The following is a 19,493-nucleotide window of genomic DNA, read 5'->3' on the forward strand; positions in this document are numbered from 1 at the left end:
TTGCTTAGCCGCTTTATCTTAATTAGTAAGCTAGACAAACTAATTGACAAGGAATACACCATGCATTTAACAATAAACGAAATTAATGAGTTAGATGGCCGCTATCGCGCGCATTTAATCAATTCATTATCGGGCTTTAAAAGTGCAAACCTAATTGGCACTCAAGACAGTAACGGCAAAACCAACTTAGCGATTGTTAGTTCAGTTTTTCATTTAGGTGCACATCCACCTCTGATTGGCATGATAATCCGCCCGCACAGCGTGCCACGACACACCTTTGAAAACATTAAAGAAACCGGCGTATATACCATAAATCAAGTAAATAGTGATATCGTTGAGCAAGCCCACCAAACTTCAGCACGCTTCGATAAAGAAGAGTCCGAGTTTGATGCAACCGGCCTCACAACTGAATACTTAGCAGGCTGTAATGCTCCATTTGTAGCACAAAGCCGATTAAAATATGCGCTTAAACTCGTCGAGCATCAGCATCTTGCTATCAATGGCACCGAACTTGTAATTGGTGAAATAATTGACCTGCATATAGAACAAAGCGCAATTCAAAGCGATGGCTTTATAGACTTAGAATCAATAAATACGGTCACCGTAAGCGGCCTTGATAGCTATCATACAACCAAGGTAATAAAGCGCTTACCTTACGCTAAAAAGTAACTACTTTTTAGCGTAAGCTTTATATATGTTTTTTCTCTCATCGCAACGGTTTGCACTCAAGTCTTTCGCTCGTTACAATAGCTAAAAATAACGAGGAGAGCACAATGACAACCAACGGTATTGGTATTCAAACCAAAGAACAGGCACTTGCTAGCCTAACGAATATGACCGACGATTTAAGCCCAATTCAAGCAGATGAATACTTGGCGCGTATAGCTCGCGCGCAAGCCTACATGCAAGCCAACGATATTGATGCTATTTACTTAAACGCAGGCACTAATTTAACCTACTTTACCGGCATGCGCTGGTACGCAAGTGAGCGTATGGTCGGCGCAATTTTACCTGCTAAAGGCGACGTGCAATATATAGCCCCTGATTTTGAAATTGGCTCACTCAATGGCTTTAAAGTAATTGAAGGGCCTATTCGCGGCTGGCTTGAACATGAAAACCCATACCAGTTATTTGTCAACATTATTAAAGAAATGGGGATTGCTGAAAACGGCACTGTCGGTATTGACGAAAGTGCGCAATTTTTTATTTTTGATGGCATAAATAAAGCGCAAACGGGTTTGAATATTGTTAATGCACAGCCTGTAACTGCCCATTGTCGTATGCATAAATCAGTAAATGAGCTAGTACTGATACAGCGCGCTATGGATATGACCTTGGCCGTTCATCAAGCCACCGCTAGCATGCTGCATGAGGGGATTAGCACAACCGAGGTTGAAGCTTTTATCAAACAAGCACACCAAAAAGTAGGCGCACCAGGGAACTATTTTTGCATCGTATTATTTGGTATTGCAACATCATTCCCACATGGTGTAAAAGATGCACAAATTCTTAAAAAAGGCGATATGGTATTAATTGATACTGGCTGTAAAGTACACGATTACTTATCAGACATAACTCGCACTTACGTATACGGCGAAGCAACCGAGCGCCAACGCCAGTTTTGGGATTATGAAAAAGCCGCACAAATAGCTGCCTTCAACGCCGCAAAAATTGGCGAAACTTGTGAAGCCGTTGACGGCGCAGCCCGCTCATATTTAGCCGCGCAAGGTTTAGGGCCCGAGTATCAAACCCCAGGTTGTCCACATCGTACCGGCCATGGCATTGGTTTAGATATTCACGAATGGCCGTATTTAGTTGGCGGTGATAAAACCCCGCTTGCCACAGGAATGTGCCTTAGTAACGAGCCCATGTTGGTTGTCCCTGATGAATTTGGCGTACGTTTAGAAGATCACTTCTATATGACCGATAACGGACCTAAATGGTTTACGGAGCCGGCGCACAGCATTGACAACCCATTTGGTTTAAAAAGTTAATAAGCTTCAAATTAATCCATCACCGCACGGTCAGACTATATCGTGCAGTGATGAGTAAGCACTAAAGCTCACAAACTCCTGCCCTTGAATTTATTAGCCCGCGCCTGCATATAATCTTTATACACTTTAAAAACAGGCAAGCTCATGAAAGACTTCAAAATTGATATTGTTTCAGACGTAATGTGCCCTTGGTGCGTGGTTGGGTATAAAAACCTTGAAACCGCCCTAGAAGAGCTTAAAGATAAAGTAAACGCTGATATTACTTGGCATCCGTTTGAACTAAACCCAGACATGCCCCTTGAAGGCCAAGACTTAAACGAACACCTACAGCAAAAATACAACCTGAGCGAAGAGCAAGGCGATGAGAATCGTCAAAACATGCTCGATGCCGGAAAACGCGCAGGATTCACATTTAATTTTGACGGTAAACGCATTATGATCAACAGCTTTGATCTACATCGTTTATTAACATGGGCACGCGAACATGATAAACAAACTGAGCTGAAAATGGCCTTTTTTGAAGCCCACTTCACTGATTTAAAATACCTAAATCAAGAAGAGGCATTACTCGATGTCGTTGCAAGCGTAGGCCTTGATAAAGACGCTGCCCGTGACATTTTGCACTCAGATCAATACGTAAATACCGTACGCCAAGAGCAAAATCGCTTTAAAGAACTCGGTATTACCTCAGTACCGACATTTATCATCAACGATAAATACGCCATTAGCGGCGGCCAACCAAGTGACGCATTTGTTCAAGCACTTGAACAAATTACGCAAGAAGAAGCAAAGTAACCCAAGCTTTAAAGCACTGATAACAAAGCCACGTAACCCGAGGTTACGTGGCTTTTTTGTTGTTTTAAGTACTTCAATGAGTATTCTACTGACTTAGTCGTGTATCTAGAGGTCGTGGCAAGGAACGAATAAAAGCCAACTCTTTTGTCTTGTTAAACGACTTGTCATAACGCTTTAAAGCAAATCTCGCGTTATTGGGCCTAAGTCTTTAAATGCATATGTGGCAAACCCTGCTTTTGCATGATTAGACGCAATTCTTATTTTATAAGAACTTCTTACACTAAAAAAATCATCATATATTTTCGGGTATTTAGCACCTACATCACTAATTCTTTTACCCGTAAACAAGCCTTTCAAGTTATCGAAGTTTTTCGGCAAAGCAAAAATAGCTTCGTTTTCATGAATGTCTGTGCTTGTATTTGAATAGATTGCAAAGAAGTCATCTACAGACAAATTAACTTTTAAATAGAAAAGAAAGAATGGCTGCGCTCTTTTTAAGTCCATAAAATAACCAAGGCACTCTATATCCTCAGCATTAAAATCTTCTTCTCTGAGGTTTAGTTCATCTATTATCGAGCGCGAACTAGTAATAAAGGGAGATGGTTTACCATTGGTATCAACATCGCCACTTGATGGATTATTAACCGAACGGTACATACCTTCTGCGGCAGATAAATGTACTGTTATTTCGTTTTTATCTTGTTTTCCAGCTACCAATTGATTTTTAGATCTTACAGAGCAGATTAAAAAACCATCTTTAGTTACTAATAAAGTACCTGTACCAATTTTAAACTGACACTGGGGGAGATCTGTTAAATTTGATATTGAAAGCAACTCTTGCTCAAGTGATAGCCTATCTCGCAGCGAGTGATTTTCTTGAGTTGCTTCATTATAATATAGTTTATCTAAGCATAGATTAGGAAAAACAAAGCTATGATAATCTGTTCGCTCCATCATCAGTTTGTATACATTATGGCGTTTACCATCCTTTCCTTCAGGCCTACTAACATCAATACGCCTAAGAGCAAAAGATGCATTATTGTCTAACGTGATACCATTTTTTTGTGCATAATCTAGTTTACTTTTTATCTCGTCATCTTTTATTTTTTGAAGTTCTTCAGTAAATTTATATTCATATGAGAGAACATCAGCATCAAAACTATCTTTTTTAAGCGTTTTTTTAGTGAAAATATTTTCTTGACGGATATCTTCCACTTTCAGTAAATCAAACAATGTTCGTATATCTAATTTATTTTTGTGCTTATTTATTGAGGTTATAGGTTCAACAAACCAGCCTTTTAAGTTTGCTAATAAATCTTTGGGGCCTACCGCAAAAAAAGCGATTATCCCCAACAACGATGCAACTATTCCCAAGACTTCTATCATCGAAACTCCATTGTTTATAACGCCTACTCAAGTGGAAAAAATACATTTGCTAAAATGGTTGAGGAACGAAAACAGCAAACGTATTTTTGTTCTGGTTTAATGACTTATTAGGTGTGATTTTGTAACGCTATTATTTCCTTATATCTAAAACAAGAAACAACATGATCATTAACCATTCCTACTGCTTGCATATACGCATAACAAATTGTTGGGCCCACAAACTTAAAACCTTTTTTCTTTAAGGCCTTGCTCATCATTTCTGATTCTAAGGAACTCGATGGAACTTCAGAGCTGTCTTTCCACTTATTATTAATGATCTTTGAGCCAACAAACGACCAAATATATTCATTAAAACTACCGTACTCTTTTTGGATTTCTAAAAATATTTTTGCGTTATTTATAGTGGCATTTATTTTTAATTTATTTCTGACTATACCGGTATCACCTAGCAATAATTTTATTTTATCTTCTGAATAATTCGCTATTTTTTCCGCATCAAAATTATCAAACGCTTTTAAGTAGCCATTCCTCTTTTGAAGAATCGTTGCCCAACTCAACCCTGATTGAGCACTTTCTAAAATAAGCATTTCAAAAAGTATCCTATCATCATAAACGGGTACACCCCATTCATCATCATGATACTGAGTTTCTAACGGGTTAGAGTTAGCCCATTCACATCTATTCATAACACCCTCTGGTTACACCTAGACATAATGACTCCCACACGGTGTTAGCCTCCGCTTTTCGTGGGTTAGCTTAATTCAAAGCCAGAGCCATAATTAGTTTGTCAAATAACTAAACAGCAGAGGCTAACATGAATAAACATACCATACTTTTTATTGGTCTTGATACACATAAAGAATTCAATGAAGTCGCCTATATTGAAGAACATAGAGGCGCTCATGTTCACCTTGGTCGAGTTTCATCTTCCAAAGTGGCCGTTCAAAAACTTGTTCGTCAGTTCGAATCGAAATACCCTGGCGCAACGCTACACTTTTTCTATGAAGCCGGTCCATGTGGTTATTGGATTTACAGATTAATTACCAGCCTCGGCCATTGCTATTATGTGGTTGCACCCTCTCTTATTCCTAAAAAGCCTGGTGAGAAGATTAAAACCGATAAACGTGATGCCCTTAAGCTTGCTAAATTACTTAAATCTGAGGATTTAACACCTATCTATGTTCCTGAGCCTGAAGATGAAGCTGTACGCGATTTATCTCGTGAACGCGAAGTGACAATGAAGGACTTAAAAGATGCTAAGTATCAATTAAAGGCGCTGCTGCTTCGCAATAATATTAATTACGAAGGCACTGCGAATTGGTCACAAAAGCATTTACATTGGCTCACTGAGCTTGTGCTGCCACACCCAGCACATCATCTTACAAGAGTTTTTACACACAATTACTGAACGAATAAGCCGACTTGAACGGCTAGACAATGAACTAACACATCACGTCCATCAATGGCGTTATTATCCCGCTGTTAAAGCAATACAAGCTATGCGTGGCGTTCGATTATTGGTCGCCACCGGCTTGTTGCTGAGCTTAGTGATTTATCTCGCTTCGACCATCCCCGTAAATTAATGAGTTATCTCGGTCTTGTACCCAGTGAACACTCGAGTGGTGGCAAGCGCCATATTGGCGCCATCACAAAATGCGGAAACGGCCGAGCAAGACGCCTTCTCGTCGAAGGCGCACACACTTATCGGTATGCAGCAAATATATCGACCGATATGCAAAAACGACAAGAAGGTTTACCAAAGGACATTATTGATATTGCGTGGAAGGCACAACCCCTCTCTGTCAGACTAGTTGTCGCGCTTAATATTCAACCATTAAACAGAGGGCGTGGAGTAACAATGAAACATTATTCAGCGCAAAGCAAAGAGTCGGCTCTTCAGAAGATGATGCCTCCAAATAATATAGCAATAGCCCAATTATCAATCGAGATGGGGATTGGTGAATCAACCTTGTATAATTGGCGAAAACAAGCAATTGATAAGGGGCATTTAGTGCCAGGTGATGGAAAGAATGCTGAGCAGTGGTCATCAGCAAATAAATTCTCAGTCGTGTTGGAAACAGCCTCTTTAAATCAAGCTGAGTTAGCGGAATATTGCCGAGGCAAAGGTCTTTATGTGGAACAAGTATCGGCTTGGCGAAATGCGTGTATAGATGCAAACGCTAACGTTAAAGAGCAAGAAAAAGCCTTCTCCACCGAAACAAAGAAAGATAAAAAACAGATCAATCAATTAGAAAAGGAGCTACGTCGAAAAGATAAGGCACTCGCTGAAACCGCAGCACTATTGGTGTTAAGAAAAAAAGCAAATGCGATCTGGGGGGAAGCCGAGGACGAATGATCCTCGACTCAGCTCGCATTCAAGCAGTTAAACTAGTTAATGAAGCTGTGAGTTCTGGTGCGCCAAAGTTTAAAGCTTGCCGTGAACTTGGGATCAGTGTCCGGACGTATCAACGTTGGACTGTTGACGGGAACATAAAAACAGATGGTAGACCAATATCTCAGCGCCCTGAGCCAAAAAATAAGCTATCAAAAGCAGAGAGAGATAACATATTAGCCATCGTTAATAGCGATGATTTTAAGAGCTTACCACCAAGCCAAATCGTCCCTACATTAGCAGATGAGGGTATTTATCTTGCTTCTGAATCAACATATTATCGTGTTCTTCATGAAGAAAAACAGCAAAACGCTCGCGGACGTAGTCAGATAAAAGAGAGAAAAGTACCGACGACACACTGTGCTACAGGGCCAAACCAAGTGTGGTGTTGGGATATTACTTGGTTACCAGGCCCCGCTAAAGGGCTGCATTTTTATTTATATTTGATACTCGATATATTTAGTCGAAAGATTGTTGGATGGGAAATTCATGATGACGAATCAGCAGAAAATGCATCAATATTAATTAAGAAAGCTCATTTAAAAGAAGGAGTTAAAGATAATCCTCTGGTACTGCATTCGGATAATGGAAGCCCAATGAAAGGCTCATCAATGCTTGAAACACTTTATAGTTTAGGTGTCGTGTCGTCTTTTAATCGTCCTAGGGTGAGCAATGATAATGCTTATGCTGAGTCGATATTTAAAACGTGTAAATATCGCCCTGACTATCCGTATAAAGGGTTTTCAACAATTGATGAGGCGCGTAGTTGGGTGTTGAAATTTAGCCACTGGTATAATTTTAACCACAAACATAGTGGCATCAAATACGTCAGCCCACATCAAAGGCATTCAGGATTAGCGGGTGACATATTGGCTAATAGAAAAGAAGTTTATCAAGGTGCTAAAGATGCTCACCCTGAGCGCTGGAGCGGTAATATCCGTAATTGGGATTTACCAAAAGAAGTGTACTTAAACCCTGAACAAAATAGTGTCAAGGCTGAGAGTGCATAACGTAGTGATCGCGACAACTAGTTTGACAAACACCGCAACTTAGGCTCTGCAAGCGCTATAAAGAAATAATAGCCAAAGGGAAACATTACAACCTAGTTGTCACCGCCATTGCCCGAGAAATGATTGCATACATATGAGCAATAGCAAAAGAAGTGGTGCTTACGCCAGTGAATACAAAACTGAGATTGGCAAGAGTACCTGCATGATAAACGAATTAGAGTTAATGCATGGGATCAAGCACCGGGTGTGGCACAACCACCGACGGCGTTAGGATGGCAATGCAGCTAACGCTGCATTGCACCACGAACATAGGACAGGTGCCACGACGAAATAAGTAAGGTCTGCTCTGTTACTAGAAATAGTAATAACCAACGAATATCAGCACGATGACCGACGACATTACTTGCTTCATCCTATGTATTAACTCGCTCTAATTCGAGCTGAAGTAATTATGGCTTAAAAAGTTAGGCAAGGATCAGTGCGTTTAACTTGACAGTGGGAGTCATACCAACGCCCCACTAAGGGGCAAATAATAGTTGGTTAAAATAAGCGACGCAGGAGCAAAAACCAACTGTTATTTGTCCTGCTTTAGTGGCTTGTTATGTTGATTTTTCTACCATACGTCTTGTTTATCACCGTATCTAATTAGCCAACTAGTATAATAACCGCAGATAACAAGGCAAGTCCCTGCAAATTTATCATCCCAATATACAAAGGCAGCGAGGCCTAATACTATAAAAGCAAATTCAGAGCATAGTTGAGCTTTTCTTGATGACATACCCAAGAAACCAAACCTAAACCACCAAGGTTGTGCTTTCCAGTTTTCAGTTGTTTTATCTATCATTGTTATTTCCTCTGTAAGTTTATTTATATCAATTTCAAATACAGAGGCGAGAGATTTAAGAGTTTCAAAACTGGCGCTTTGCCCACTTTCGACACGTTGGATAGTTCGAGCACTAAGCCCACTCATTGTCGCAAGTTGTTCTTGAGACCATTTATTCTTAACTCTTAATTTTTTTACTATCATTGTTTACTCCTCGTTACTCTGAGTGGTAACAATGCCTAAATAATAGAGTTATCGGTTACGAAAACAACCCGACAAAGTAACGACAAAGCAACGACAGTGCCGCAATAAGCAACATAACAGCGTATTACCGAGAATTCCCGTTAACACTCAATGTGCCAATCGCCAGAATTATCAAAATACAATTATTAATAATTTACACATAGCTACAAGGAATTACAATTGTTTTGACTACTCTATAACCGAGAATTTACTTAATCGAGAATGCATAAAATTGCATAATGAGAACACACATTATAAATCGCCTGAAAATTAACAGCTTGAATTTTTATGAAAGTTTTAACGAGAAGCCGTTTAAATTACATAACGAGAATTGATTATTTTTACGTCAAGACTTTGAATGTCTGTAATTCGCTCATTACGACCTCTCAGACACAATATAAATTTATTGACTAGATCAGATTGCTAACTTCCTTTTGGCAACTTAATTATTAAGTTCGATACAGTACTTTAATTACATGCCAGCCGAACTTCGTTTTCACTAAATGCGGCTCTAGTATTTCGCTATTAAAAGCGACTTTATCAAACTGAGGAACCATTTGACCGCGTTTAAATTCACCCAAGTCACCGCCTTTTTTACCCGATGGGCAAGATGAGTGCTTTTTTGCGAGCACTTGAAACTTAGCGCCTTTTTTTAACTGTTTTATGATGTCTTCGGCAAGTTCTTTATGCTTAACCAAAATATGTAATGCGTGGGCAGTGCTGGCCATTATTTATCTCTACCTAAATTAAACTCTGTTAATTTTATCACTTATTTACAGATAATGCTGTTCATGGCTACTTTTAGGCAAACGGCAATAATCGAGCTTACCAAATAAGCGATAGCGGTTAAACGCAATACGGTCATATACCCAATTGCGCAGGCGTTTGGGTATTAAGCGCATTATGTTAGCGGCTCGCCAAGGCCAGCCAAGTTGATTTGTTATAGCAAGTACTGCATCGCTTTGGGTTAAACATACGTCACTCTGAACGTAAATCATGGTTTTGAAATTATCCATTGGGTAGTTAAAGTAATTAAGTATTGCTTGCCCTTTATCAGACTGCACACTACACAGTTTAAAGCACAGCTTTTTGTCATGCTTAATAATAAAGTTACACCACGCGTTACATAACTTGCACTGACCGTCAAACAAAATTATTTGCTTACTTTTAATCAGTTGTTGAACATTAAATGACGACACTCTATGCTCCTCATTAGTAATCGCTTATTTTACTTAATACATTAACTATTATACCTATCACTTAAAAATAAATGTCTTTATTTGTTACTTTAGCTTAAAAATCAAACTATACATCAAGTGTATCACTGGGATTCAATAGTCAGCGCTCATTTTAACCTCGCTAAAAACACAGAAACCACGCTAAGGTCATATATAGCGGGTGTTTCAATCTAAATTTAGGTATATTGATTTTAGTCACTTTTACGGATATGATAATCGCTATCATTTACAATAACCTTTCGGATCATCCTTACTATGAATTTATTATCTAAATCAGTAAAAACCGTAGGCGTCAGCCTTTTAGTAGCCTCATCATTCGTGGCGCAGCCTGTATTTGCTAATGGCCCTATTGGTGAACACGTAAATCACCTACAAGAAAACATGAAAGATTACTCTGAAGAAGTAGAATGGATGGTTAATAAAGTCGATACTATGGTAAGCGACTACGAAAGCAAGGGTGCAAAATCTGTAAACAGTGATGATTTACTTGAATATTGGGAATCGGTTAAGTTCCATAGCGCCATTGAAACCAATTTAGTGCCTGTATACGCCTCAATCTGGCAAGGTATTTATGGTATAAAAACAGCCATTGATAGTAATAAACCTGCTGTTGATGTGCGTAAAGAGCAAAAAGCCATGAATATCGCCTTGTGGCAAGGTCTTGGGGCTGTTAAGCTTGCTGCAAAATTTCAGCAAAAAGGCTTGTTAGAAAACGTTAAAGCCACAGCCACTAAAATGATGACACAAAGTGCCACCATTGATGAAATTAAACATAAGCTTGATCGTGTTGTTGCTAAATATGCTGAACGTTTAAACAGCGAAGCGACTGATATTGTACACGACACTTACCTACATCTTTTCGAAGGCGTAGAAGGCACGCTTATTGAACAAGATGCCAATCTGGTTGAAGTTCTGGAAAAAGATTTTAACGTAACACTACCAAAAGCCATTTCAGGTGATAAAAGCGTTAATGAAGTTCGCGAAGTAGTTTCTGATATGCACACTAAACTAGACCGCGCAAAAGTGTTACTTGAAAAAGCAGAAGAAGAACGTAAGGATGTATTTTAAGTGAAGCGTAGGAATTTTATACAAGGCTTAGCTGCGTTAGGGGCAATTGGTGCATTACCACTGCCTCTTTCTCGCGCACTCGCCAGCGAAATAGCCAATCCAATCTCGGTTGATGACTTACCTAAACTTGAAGGTGAGCTTACCTTATATTTAGGCCGTGGTGAGGGTGGTTTGTACGAGAATGTGCTACAGGCAATTCAAGATAAAAACCCTAACTTAGAGCTTGGTATTCGTCGCGGTCCTACAGCAGCATTAGCTAATACTATTGTGGCTGAGTCCAAAGCAGGGGTGCAAAGAGCTGATTTATTTTGGGCGGTAGACTCTGGTGCAATCGGTTTAGTAACTGATGCAGGCCTAGCACAACCAATCCCTGAAGACTTATCTTCACAGTTACAACCGCAGTTTCGTTATAAAGAGTGGACGCCTGTTACAGGGCGTATTCGTACTTTGCCTTATAACACCTCGCGATTAACGAAAGAGCAAGTCCCCACCAGTATTATGGAGATTGCCGACAGTGACTTAAGCATTGGTTGGGCGCCTGCATATGCCTCATTCCAATCATTTGTTACTGCCATGCGCATACTGGAAGGCGATGACAAAACCGCCAAATGGCTTAAAAAAGTGAAAAAGCGCTCTAAAACTTACGCTGGTGAACTTGGAGTTGTTATGGGGGTTGAGCGTGGCGAAGTTGATATTGGTTTTGCTAATCACTATTACACTCTGCGCCTTAAATCAGGTAAACCAGATGCAAAGCTTGATTTAGCCTTTACCCAGCAAGATGCAGGTTGCTTAGTGAACGCATCAGGCATTTTAGCTTTGAATGATGACCCACTGGCAACTAACTTTATGCGCTATTTACTCAGTAAAGAAGTACAAGGTTATTTAGCTAGCGAAGCTTATGAAATACCCTTAATTAATGGTATTACGCAACCAGAAGGTTTGCCCTCTTTAACAGATGTTTCGCCGCCTAAAGTGGATTTAACCAAGTTAGCCGATTTACGTCCAACTATTGATTTGATGCGTAACAGCGGCGTACTGTAATGCGACTACCTGTGTCATACCCAATGGCGCTGCTTGCAGCGCTCATTACGTTAACTCCTATTTATATTTTAATAACCTTAGCGGGCGATACCAGTTCAGCATTTGATACCCACAACTTAAAAGTATTAGGTAACACCCTATCACTAATGGTCTTAACGGTATTAGGGTCAATATTAATTGGTGTGCCACTGGCGTTTATTAGTGCTTATGTAACCTTACCCTTTAAAAAACTATGGTTGGTGGTGTTTGCCGCACCGCTTGCTATTCCTAGTTACATTGGTGCTTTTACACTTTATGCTGCATTTGGCCGCGGAGGCGAAATAAATACCCTCCTCGGTTTTGAACCCCCCTCAATGCATGGCCTTATGGGGGCAACTATTGTTATGACACTTTATACGTTCCCCTTTGTGATGCTAACAACACGCGCATCACTGCTCAGCCTTGATTCAAGCATGGTTAATGCGGCGCGTACACTTGGTATGTCTATGACACAAAGTGTATTTAGAGTCATCCTACCCCGTGTAGTTAATGGTATTGCCGCAGGCTCATTATTGGTTGCGCTATACACTTTGTCTGATTTTGGTACCCCCGCCATGATGCGCCTAGATACCTTTACCAGAGTCATTTATGTAGAATACAATTCAATGGGCTTAGATCGCGCAGCAATGTTGTCATTACAATTGATGGTTATTGTGGGCTTTTTATTATTTATAGAGTCAAATATTAAAACCGCCAGCGAACGCCAAGGCCGGCCGTTAATTATCTTCCCTAAAAAATGGCAACTCAGCTTGATATTTTTAACCTTTGCCCCTATTTTATTTTTAGCGATTGGCTTACCGTTAGCTATATTTTCGTTATGGCTTGTCCGCGATGGTGTTAGCTCATTTGATTTTAGCATTGCATGGAACTCAGCCTACGCATCAGCTATTGCTGCTGTTGTGGGCGTTATTGTTGCTATTCCTGTTGCTCATGCAGCACTAACAGGCAAAGCGGGTCGTATTATGGAGCGAGTTACCTACTTTGGATTTGGTATTCCTGGCGTAGTGATGGGCACCACACTGGTTTATGGCGGCTTACAATTACCCTTTTTGTACCAAACTTTAGGGCTGTTAATTATTGCTTATGTGCTACGATTTTTACCTTTAGCGGTAGGGTCAATACGTACTAGTACCGAACACCTTGATTCAAGTTTAGTCAAATCAGCACGAGTGCTGGGTGCAAGCCCCCGAGAAGCATTTATGCGTATAACATTACCGTTAACTATGCGCGGCATAATCGCTGGTGCTGCATTGGTATTTTTAGAATCAATGCGAGAATTAGAAGCCACTTTGCTTCTTGGCCCAACAGGATTCGAAACACTCTCTACTTACTTATGGCGCGTTTACGAAGCGGGTTATTTTGGCCGCGCAGCAGTTCCTGGTCTGCTACTGGTAGTGATTTCTGCGTGTGGCTTAGCTATTATGTTGTCTGGCGAGAAGCGAAACCAGTTCGAACATTGAGGATTTAAAAACAAATGCTATCTGTAAGTAAGTTGTCTATAGATTACGGCAGCAACCGTGTAGTAAGCGAGCTAGATTTAGCACTTGATAAAAGTGAAATCCTAATGCTTGTTGGCCCTACGGGTTGTGGTAAAAGCACGATTTTACAAGCACTTGCCGGGCTTATCCCAATAAGTGAAGGTGAAGTAAGTTTAGGTAAGTGGCGCGCATCACCTAAGCTCAATGTACCACCAGAAAAGCGCAGTGTCGGTATGGTTTTTCAAGACTTTGCCTTATTTCCTCACTTAACGGTAACGCAAAATATTTGTTTTCGGTTAAAAGACACTGCTGTTGCAGATCATTGGATCACCTTACTTGGTCTTGATGCTTTTCGTGATAAAAAGCCTGCCACACTGTCTGGCGGACAAAAACAGCGGGTTGCCCTTGCTCGTACACTTGCCCACCAACCGGATTTTGTATTACTTGATGAGCCACTTTCAAACTTAGATGCTGCACTCAAAGATATGCTGCGTTGGGATATTCGTAACGCCCTCAAAAAAGCCAGTGTACCTGCTATTTGGGTAACCCACGACCAAGAAGAAGCACTCTCAGTAGGTGACCGTGTTGGGGTACTCAAAGGCGGAAAGATTCAACAAATTGACTCACCTGAAAACTGCTTTAGCATGCCAAAAAATCGCTTTGTAGCGCGCTTTTTAGGTGAAGCAAGCTTCATTGCAGGCAAATTCGCACAAGGTCAAGCAATCACTAATATTGGTAGTGTGCCCGCGCTTGCCGTAGATTGTCAGCAAGGCGATGTCGATGTCGATGTATTACTACGCCCTGATGACGTATTACTTGTGCAAGGCGATGCGGATAATAATGGCGTGGTTGTATGGGTACGATTTGAAGGCGGTAGCCGTTTATGCGCTGTAGAGCTTGTCTGTAAAACAGTTATAACTAGCCGTATTAGTCACGAAGTGGTAGTAAACCCTGGCGATAAAGTTCACGTATCTTTAAGTACTTCGCATCCACTAGCGGTATATAAGCAAGAAAGCTAAATTCAATATTTAACATACATAAAAAAAGCGAGCTATAAGCTCGCTTTTTTTTGCAAATAAACAATTAGTTATGCGACTTGCTTATGATGTTTTTTATGAACAATCACTAATACAATAAACCCTATCACTGCAACCACAGCACCAATTGGCTGACCAAGCTTAGGTGATAAGTTAAAGCCAATTTCCGCTGTCATGATGTATGAAACCGTAATCGCTGTTGCAATTACCGCAGGGATACTGGCGATCCAATGAACAGCACCACGGTCAAATAAGTACTTAGTAGCAAGCCATAACACACTGGTTGATAGCAACATATTTGAGAACGCAAAGTAGCGCCATATAAGTGTAAAATCGAGCTTAGTCATAAAGAATGCAATAGCTAAAATTGGCACAGCTAATAACAAGCGGTTACGTAAGCTTTGTGGGATATTAAAAGCATCAACCATTGTTAAACGTAATGAGCGAAACGCAGTATCACCTGAAGTGATAGGGAAAACAGCTACAGCAATAATTGCCATAATACCGCCAAATACACCTAAATAGCTGCTCGCTACATGATTTACCACTAAGCCAGGACCGCCTTGGTCAAGTAATGCTTTTAATTCTGCATATCCATCTGGGAATGCAGCAATACCAGCAAGTGCCCATACACAACCTACAATACCTTCACACATCATTGCGCCATAATAAACTGGGCGCACATATTTTTCGTTCGTTAAACAACGGGTAATAATAGGCGCTTGAGTTGAATGGAATCCGCTAATCGCACCACAGGTAATAGTTACAAACAGCAGCGGCCATGTGGGTAAGCCATCAGGGTTAGGTGTCAAAAAATCATGAGCATGATCAGCTTCAAAATAAGCTAAAAAGTCACCTGCTACGGGTAAATGTGGGGCATCAATTAATAAAGCAATTGCAATTAACGTGGTCATCACTATCATTAACAAACCAAATAGAGGATAAAGCCGAGTGATGATTTTATCAATTGGTAGTAATGTCGCTAAAAGGTAATAGCCTAAAATAGCCAATACCCAAAAGGTATTATTCGCTAAAAAGGTATCTTTGAATACATCTAAATTACTGAGCAAACCTGCAGGACTGGTAATAAAAACAACACCTACAAAAAACAGTAGCATCGCGGTAAATACAAGCATAAAGCCTTTAAATACAACGTTGTAGTACTTACCAGCTATTTCTGGAAGGCTTTTACCATCTTCTTTAATACTCATTACACCAGAGAAGAAGTCATGCACTGCGCCACCGAGTACGTTACCGAGCACTATCCATACTAAAGCAATAGGCCCGTATAGCGCACCAAGGATAGGTCCAAAAATTGGACCGACACCGGCAATATTTAAAAATTGAATTAAAAAAGCGCGTACAGGGTGGATTGGTACATAATCAATACCTTCACTAAAACGCGTTTGCGGTGTAGCCGCGGTTGGATCTATACCCGCTTGTTTTTCGACAAAAGGGCTATAAAATTTATAACTTAAAATTAAAATCGTCAAACAGATAAAAAAGATAATCATAAAGCACATTTTCTCTTTGTTTGGGTAAAATAAGCACGTTAACCCATTTAATAATCGTCGCAAGTTAGCAGACACTGCTTCAGTCTACAATAAGACTTTCTGATAATATCAATTCGAGGTATGAAGTCCCTCACTTTATTATCAGGAATAAAGTAGCAGACAATAAAAAAGCGGTTTTTAAAGACCGCTTTTTTATTGATTAAACTGAGATCATGCAGGATCCATAAACTCATTTATTTGTCGATGGCTCAGTTTCGGTGTCGCACCATGACTTTCAGCAACCATAGCACCTACTGCACACGCAAAATCAACGCTGTGCTGTGCGTCATCACTGCTGCAAAGTTGATAAATCAACGAACCTAAAAACGAATCCCCTGCACCAACAGTATCAACCACACTAATTAAATAGCCAGAGTTATAATAATTAACACCTTTAATAGTAAGAAGCGCACCGTGGCTGCCTTTTGTTACACACAAATATTGCGTATTTGTTTGCTTGGCAATAAAAGCGAGGTTTTGTTCAAGGGAATGATACTTACACCCCATTGCTTTGGCGATTTCATAAAGCTCGTCGTCATTTAATTTTATGAAATCAGCTTGGTTCATTAATTCAATTAAGGTATCAAGCTGATAATGCGGCGCACGTAAATTCACATCAAATACTTTAAAATTTGCCACATCAAGTAATTGCTGCAAAGTAGCAAGCGAAGGAGCACTGCGGCCAATTAAGCTACCAAATACAAATACATCATCCGAGCTAACTTTTTTTAGTAGCTCATCAGTAATGGATATATTATCCCATGCGGTATCAGCAACAATTTCGTAGCTAGCAGAGCCACTGCTATCGAGTGTTACTTCAACCGTGCTGGTGTTTTTACTGTCGTTAACGGCTATATAAGTACAGCTAACACTTTGTTCGCTAATTTCATTTAGTAATTCTTTACCAAGCTCATCATCACCTACAGCGCTTATCATGTCTGCTTTAATGCCAAGTGAATTAATACGTACACACATGTTTAACGGTGCACCACCTAAACGTTTACCCGAATCAAAACAGTCCCATAGCACTTCACCAAAACAGCTTATGCTAATATCTGCCGCAGCTTTATGATCAATTAATATGCTCATTACATGCCCTCTTTTGCGGCTAATGTGGCGTTCATAACACTTTTGATCTGGCTATTTGGTGTGTATAAAGCAGCAATTGCAGATGTGTATTCAAGAACAAATTCTTTATTTTTCGCCAAATCACCGAAAATGCTTTCAACCTCAATAAACGATAGCGGTTCTGTTGCTGTTAGTTTAGCAGCTTGATTAAGTTCTTTTGCCATAGCATCTTGAATATCAAGAGCTTGCCCTTGTTCTGTCATACCTTTATCACTGTATAAGCACCAACTCGCTATTACTAAGGCAGCTAAAGATACGTTACGGTTTTGTGCTAGATTTTCACTAATGCTGGCAATTAAAAACTTAGGTAACTTAGCTGAACTTTCTGAACAAATACGCGCTAAATTGTCTTTAATATTTGGGTTAGAAAAGCGCTCTATTAATATATCTTTATAATTATCGAGCTCAATACCTGGTAGTGTTTCAAGCAATGGCGTGACTTCTAAATCCATAAATGCACGTAAGTATTTTGCAAATAATGGATCAGAGACGGTTTCATCAATTGTGCTATAACCATGAATCGAACCGAGTAAGCCAAGTACCGAGTGGCCAGCATTGAGCAGACGTATTTTCATTTTTTCAAATGGGGTCACATCACTAACAAACTGTGCACCTACGTTATCCCAATTTGGACGACCATCACTAAAATCATCTTCTATTACCCATTGTGTAAATGACTCACAGGTAATTGGCCAGCCATCATTTATGCCATACGCTTGGGTCACATAATCAATATCTGATTGCTTTGAAATAGGCGTAATACGATCAACCATGGCATTAGGAAAGGCAACATGTTGCTCAATCCATTGTGCTAATTCGGCATCTTGCTTTTGTGCAAATGCTAACAACATTTTTCGCGTAACATGGCCGTTATGCTGAATGTTATCGCACGACTGAACTGTAAATGCCGCTAAGTTTTGCTCTTTACGAAGTTTTAGTGCAGCTGTGATATATCCAAATGCGGTTATGGGTTGTTCTGGATTCGCTATATCATGGATTATATCTGGATTTGTGTAATCAAATTCTCCAGTCGCTGGATGAAAGTTATAACTGATCTGAACCATCATTAGTGGACACTTCGTTAAGCGACATTTAGTTGTTCAAATTTCTCGGGGCTTAAATAGCCTAACGCACTATGCCTTCTCTTTTTGTTGTAATCAATTTCTATATATTCAAATACATGCTGCCTCATGGTTTCTCGGTTCATAATAGGCTCATATTGGATGGCTTCGACCTTGAGTGAATGGAAGAAGCTTTCCACACACGCATTATCCCAGCAGTTGCCTTTACGACTCATACTTTGCATTAAATGATGTTCGCTTAATAAATCACGATAAGCATGGGAAGCATATTGGCTGCCTCTATCACTATGTACAATGACATCTTTAGGTCTACCTCGGCGCCAGATAGCCATTTGCAGGGCGTCACACACCAAAGATGATGTCATGCGTGTACTCATTGACCAACCAATCACTGAGCGCGAGTACAGGTCGATAATCACAGCGAGGTAAAGCCATCCTTCGCTGGTCATTAGATACGTGATATCACCTGCCCATTTTTGGTTGGGCTTATCGGCGGTAAAGTTCTGCTCAAGTAAATTAGGGGCCACAGGTAAATTGTGTTTACTGTCGGTGGTCGACTTGAATTTACGAGCTGCTTTAGCTACTAAACCCTGACGTCCCATGCTTCTGTTGATGGTTTTTACATCATGTTTATTCCCTTGCTCCGCCAGCTCGACTTGGATACGTCTCGCACCGTCTCGCTCTTTACTGTCAACAAATACGGCTTTGACCTGAGTATCTAACATTTGCTGTTGTTGTTTGCGCTTACACACGTGCTCACATGATTTTATCCATGCATAAAACCCACTTGGCGATACACAAAGTACCTTAGCCATTCTGATAACGCTGAATGTGCTTCGGTAGCTTTGCATAAATTCAAATCGTGTTATTTTTGATTTTTCGCGAAGTAGGTGGCGGCTTTTTTTAATATGTCTAGCTCCTCTGCTTGCACCGCTAGTTGGCGTTTCAAACGAGCATTCTCGGTAGCTAACGTACTTTCTCTATCTGATGTAGATGCCTTTTTCAGAGCAGCAGTTCGCCAATAGTAAAGCTGGGACTCTGCGACACTTAATTCTCTGGCAGCTTGAGCAAAACCTACTTTACTCGCCAGCTTTAGTGCTTCTTCTTTGAATTCTTCTGAATAGGATTTACGTTTGGTCTTAGTTGTCATGTTTCACCTCTATGAGTTAGTTTACTCACTTAATGA

Annotated in this window: 16 protein-coding genes and 3 pseudogenes; 10 read left to right on the top strand and 9 right to left on the bottom strand. The window is 40.2% G+C overall.

Going from position 1 to position 19,493, the window contains the following annotated elements:
- The first annotated feature begins 60 nt into the window (after window positions 1–60).
- From ACT3S9_RS15950 to ACT3S9_RS15960, 3 genes are all read left to right on the top strand, one after another.
- A complete protein-coding gene (locus ACT3S9_RS15950; protein WP_441836402.1) occupies window positions 61–669 on the top strand; it encodes a flavin reductase family protein in 609 nt (202 codons plus the stop codon).
- 104 nt (window positions 670–773) lie between these two features.
- Window positions 774–1,994 (top strand): M24 family metallopeptidase, encoded by a 1,221-nt coding sequence (locus ACT3S9_RS15955; RefSeq protein WP_441836401.1) that lies wholly within the window; start codon window positions 774–776, stop codon window positions 1,992–1,994.
- A gap of 144 nt (window positions 1,995–2,138) precedes the next feature.
- Entirely contained in the window at window positions 2,139–2,789 is a 651-nt protein-coding gene (locus tag ACT3S9_RS15960) for a DsbA family oxidoreductase (protein WP_441836400.1), read from the top strand.
- Between the two features lie 174 nt (window positions 2,790–2,963).
- Here the strand turns inward: ACT3S9_RS15960 and ACT3S9_RS15965 are convergent, their stop codons facing one another.
- Both ACT3S9_RS15965 and ACT3S9_RS15970 read right to left on the bottom strand, forming a co-directional pair.
- Window positions 2,964–4,175 (bottom strand): hypothetical protein, encoded by a 1,212-nt coding sequence (locus ACT3S9_RS15965; protein ID WP_441836399.1) that lies wholly within the window; start codon window positions 4,173–4,175, stop codon window positions 2,964–2,966.
- Window positions 4,176–4,282: 107 nt separating this feature from the next.
- Entirely contained in the window at window positions 4,283–4,861 is a 579-nt protein-coding gene (locus ACT3S9_RS15970; RefSeq protein WP_441836398.1) for a DNA-3-methyladenine glycosylase I, read from the bottom strand.
- Window positions 4,862–4,989: 128 nt separating this feature from the next.
- Between ACT3S9_RS15970 and ACT3S9_RS15975 the strand changes: the two are divergent.
- The 3 genes and pseudogenes from ACT3S9_RS15975 to ACT3S9_RS15985 form a co-directional block, all read left to right on the top strand.
- Window positions 4,990–5,967 (top strand): annotated as a pseudogene (locus ACT3S9_RS15975) (IS110 family transposase); the annotation flags it as partial.
- 66 nt (window positions 5,968–6,033) lie between these two features.
- A protein-coding gene (locus ACT3S9_RS15980; RefSeq protein ID WP_225736794.1) for an IS3 family transposase occupies window positions 6,034–7,577 on the top strand; the annotation gives its coding sequence in 2 pieces (ribosomal slippage) (window positions 6,034–6,487 and window positions 6,487–7,577; 1,545 coding nt in all).
- Between the two features lie 35 nt (window positions 7,578–7,612).
- Window positions 7,613–7,783: pseudogene (locus tag ACT3S9_RS15985) on the top strand (IS110 family transposase); the annotation flags it as partial.
- Between the two features lie 407 nt (window positions 7,784–8,190).
- On the opposite strand, the gene ACT3S9_RS15990 reads toward ACT3S9_RS15985, so the two are convergent.
- The 3 genes from ACT3S9_RS15990 to ACT3S9_RS16000 all read right to left on the bottom strand — a co-directional run bounded on the left by ACT3S9_RS15990 (window position 8,191) and on the right by ACT3S9_RS16000 (window position 9,842).
- On the bottom strand, window positions 8,191–8,604 hold the full coding sequence (locus ACT3S9_RS15990; RefSeq protein ID WP_441836154.1) for a helix-turn-helix domain-containing protein: 414 nt from the start codon (window positions 8,602–8,604) through the stop codon (window positions 8,191–8,193).
- A gap of 488 nt (window positions 8,605–9,092) precedes the next feature.
- A complete protein-coding gene (gene ppiC / locus ACT3S9_RS15995) occupies window positions 9,093–9,371 on the bottom strand; it encodes a peptidylprolyl isomerase PpiC (protein WP_441836153.1) in 279 nt (92 codons plus the stop codon).
- A 45-nt stretch (window positions 9,372–9,416) separates the two neighbouring features.
- Window positions 9,417–9,842: a thiol-disulfide oxidoreductase DCC family protein gene (locus ACT3S9_RS16000; protein WP_441836152.1), complete on the bottom strand. Its 426-nt coding sequence runs from the start codon at window positions 9,840–9,842 to the stop codon at window positions 9,417–9,419.
- 294 nt (window positions 9,843–10,136) lie between these two features.
- Here ACT3S9_RS16000 and ACT3S9_RS16005 point away from each other — a divergent pair, with 294 nt between their 5' ends.
- Genes ACT3S9_RS16005 through ACT3S9_RS16020 form a run of 4 tightly spaced genes read left to right on the top strand, consistent with a single transcriptional unit; the run spans window position 10,137 to window position 14,526 of the window.
- Entirely contained in the window at window positions 10,137–10,949 is an 813-nt protein-coding gene (locus ACT3S9_RS16005) for a hypothetical protein (RefSeq protein WP_441836151.1), read from the top strand.
- Window positions 10,950–11,990 carry an extracellular solute-binding protein gene (locus tag ACT3S9_RS16010; protein WP_441836150.1) on the top strand — a complete coding sequence of 347 codons (1,041 nt, stop codon included), beginning with the start codon at window positions 10,950–10,952 and terminating at the stop codon, window positions 11,988–11,990.
- Window positions 11,990–13,489, top strand: a complete 1,500-nt coding sequence (locus tag ACT3S9_RS16015; RefSeq protein WP_441836149.1) for an ABC transporter permease — start codon at window positions 11,990–11,992, stop codon at window positions 13,487–13,489. Before ACT3S9_RS16010 ends, ACT3S9_RS16015 begins: the two co-directional genes overlap by 1 nt.
- A 14-nt stretch (window positions 13,490–13,503) precedes the next feature.
- The gene (locus ACT3S9_RS16020) at window positions 13,504–14,526 is read left to right on the top strand and encodes an ABC transporter ATP-binding protein (RefSeq protein WP_441836148.1); all 1,023 of its coding nucleotides are present in this window, start codon (window positions 13,504–13,506) and stop codon (window positions 14,524–14,526) included.
- A gap of 68 nt (window positions 14,527–14,594) precedes the next feature.
- Here the strand turns inward: ACT3S9_RS16020 and ACT3S9_RS16025 are convergent, their stop codons facing one another.
- From ACT3S9_RS16025 to ACT3S9_RS16040, 4 genes and pseudogenes are all read right to left on the bottom strand, one after another.
- Complete coding sequence (locus tag ACT3S9_RS16025; RefSeq protein WP_441836147.1) at window positions 14,595–16,058, bottom strand: carbon starvation CstA family protein; 1,464 nt, start codon at window positions 16,056–16,058, stop codon at window positions 14,595–14,597.
- Window positions 16,059–16,268: 210 nt separating this feature from the next.
- Complete coding sequence (locus ACT3S9_RS16030; protein ID WP_441993717.1) at window positions 16,269–17,186, bottom strand: carbohydrate kinase family protein; 918 nt, start codon at window positions 17,184–17,186, stop codon at window positions 16,269–16,271.
- Window positions 17,186–18,277, bottom strand: a pseudogene (locus ACT3S9_RS16035) (mannitol dehydrogenase family protein); the annotation flags it as partial. The pseudogene ACT3S9_RS16035 and the gene ACT3S9_RS16030, both read right to left, overlap by 1 nt.
- 29 nt (window positions 18,278–18,306) lie before the next feature.
- Window positions 18,307–19,457, bottom strand: a protein-coding gene (locus ACT3S9_RS16040; RefSeq protein ID WP_086957897.1) for an IS3 family transposase whose coding sequence is annotated in 2 segments (ribosomal slippage) — window positions 18,307–19,202 and window positions 19,202–19,457 — 1,152 coding nt in all. Because the reading frame shifts where the segments join, the coding sequence is not laid out codon by codon here.
- Between the last annotated feature and the right edge of the window lie 36 nt (window positions 19,458–19,493).

This window comes from Pseudoalteromonas sp. AOP31-A2-14 (genome assembly GCF_052378035.1).
Taxonomy (GTDB): Bacteria; Pseudomonadota; Gammaproteobacteria; order Enterobacterales; family Alteromonadaceae; genus Pseudoalteromonas.

Coding starts and splice junctions, on each gene's coding strand:
- ACT3S9_RS15950 (WP_441836402.1), top strand. CDS start 61: ATGCATTTAACAATAAACGAAATTAATGAGTTAGATGGCCGCTATCGC.
- ACT3S9_RS15970 (WP_441836398.1), bottom strand. CDS start 4,861: ATGAATAGATGTGAATGGGCTAACTCTAACCCGTTAGAAACTCAGTAT.
- ACT3S9_RS16030 (WP_441993717.1), bottom strand. CDS start 17,186: ATGAGCATATTAATTGATCATAAAGCTGCGGCAGATATTAGCATAAGC.
- ACT3S9_RS15990 (WP_441836154.1), bottom strand. CDS start 8,604: ATGATAGTAAAAAAATTAAGAGTTAAGAATAAATGGTCTCAAGAACAA.
- ACT3S9_RS16025 (WP_441836147.1), bottom strand. CDS start 16,058: ATGATTATCTTTTTTATCTGTTTGACGATTTTAATTTTAAGTTATAAA.
- ACT3S9_RS15955 (WP_441836401.1), top strand. CDS start 774: ATGACAACCAACGGTATTGGTATTCAAACCAAAGAACAGGCACTTGCT.
- ACT3S9_RS16020 (WP_441836148.1), top strand. CDS start 13,504: ATGCTATCTGTAAGTAAGTTGTCTATAGATTACGGCAGCAACCGTGTA.
- ppiC (WP_441836153.1), bottom strand. CDS start 9,371: ATGGCCAGCACTGCCCACGCATTACATATTTTGGTTAAGCATAAAGAA.
- ACT3S9_RS15965 (WP_441836399.1), bottom strand. CDS start 4,175: ATGATAGAAGTCTTGGGAATAGTTGCATCGTTGTTGGGGATAATCGCT.
- ACT3S9_RS16015 (WP_441836149.1), top strand. CDS start 11,990: ATGCGACTACCTGTGTCATACCCAATGGCGCTGCTTGCAGCGCTCATT.
- ACT3S9_RS15960 (WP_441836400.1), top strand. CDS start 2,139: ATGAAAGACTTCAAAATTGATATTGTTTCAGACGTAATGTGCCCTTGG.
- ACT3S9_RS16005 (WP_441836151.1), top strand. CDS start 10,137: ATGAATTTATTATCTAAATCAGTAAAAACCGTAGGCGTCAGCCTTTTA.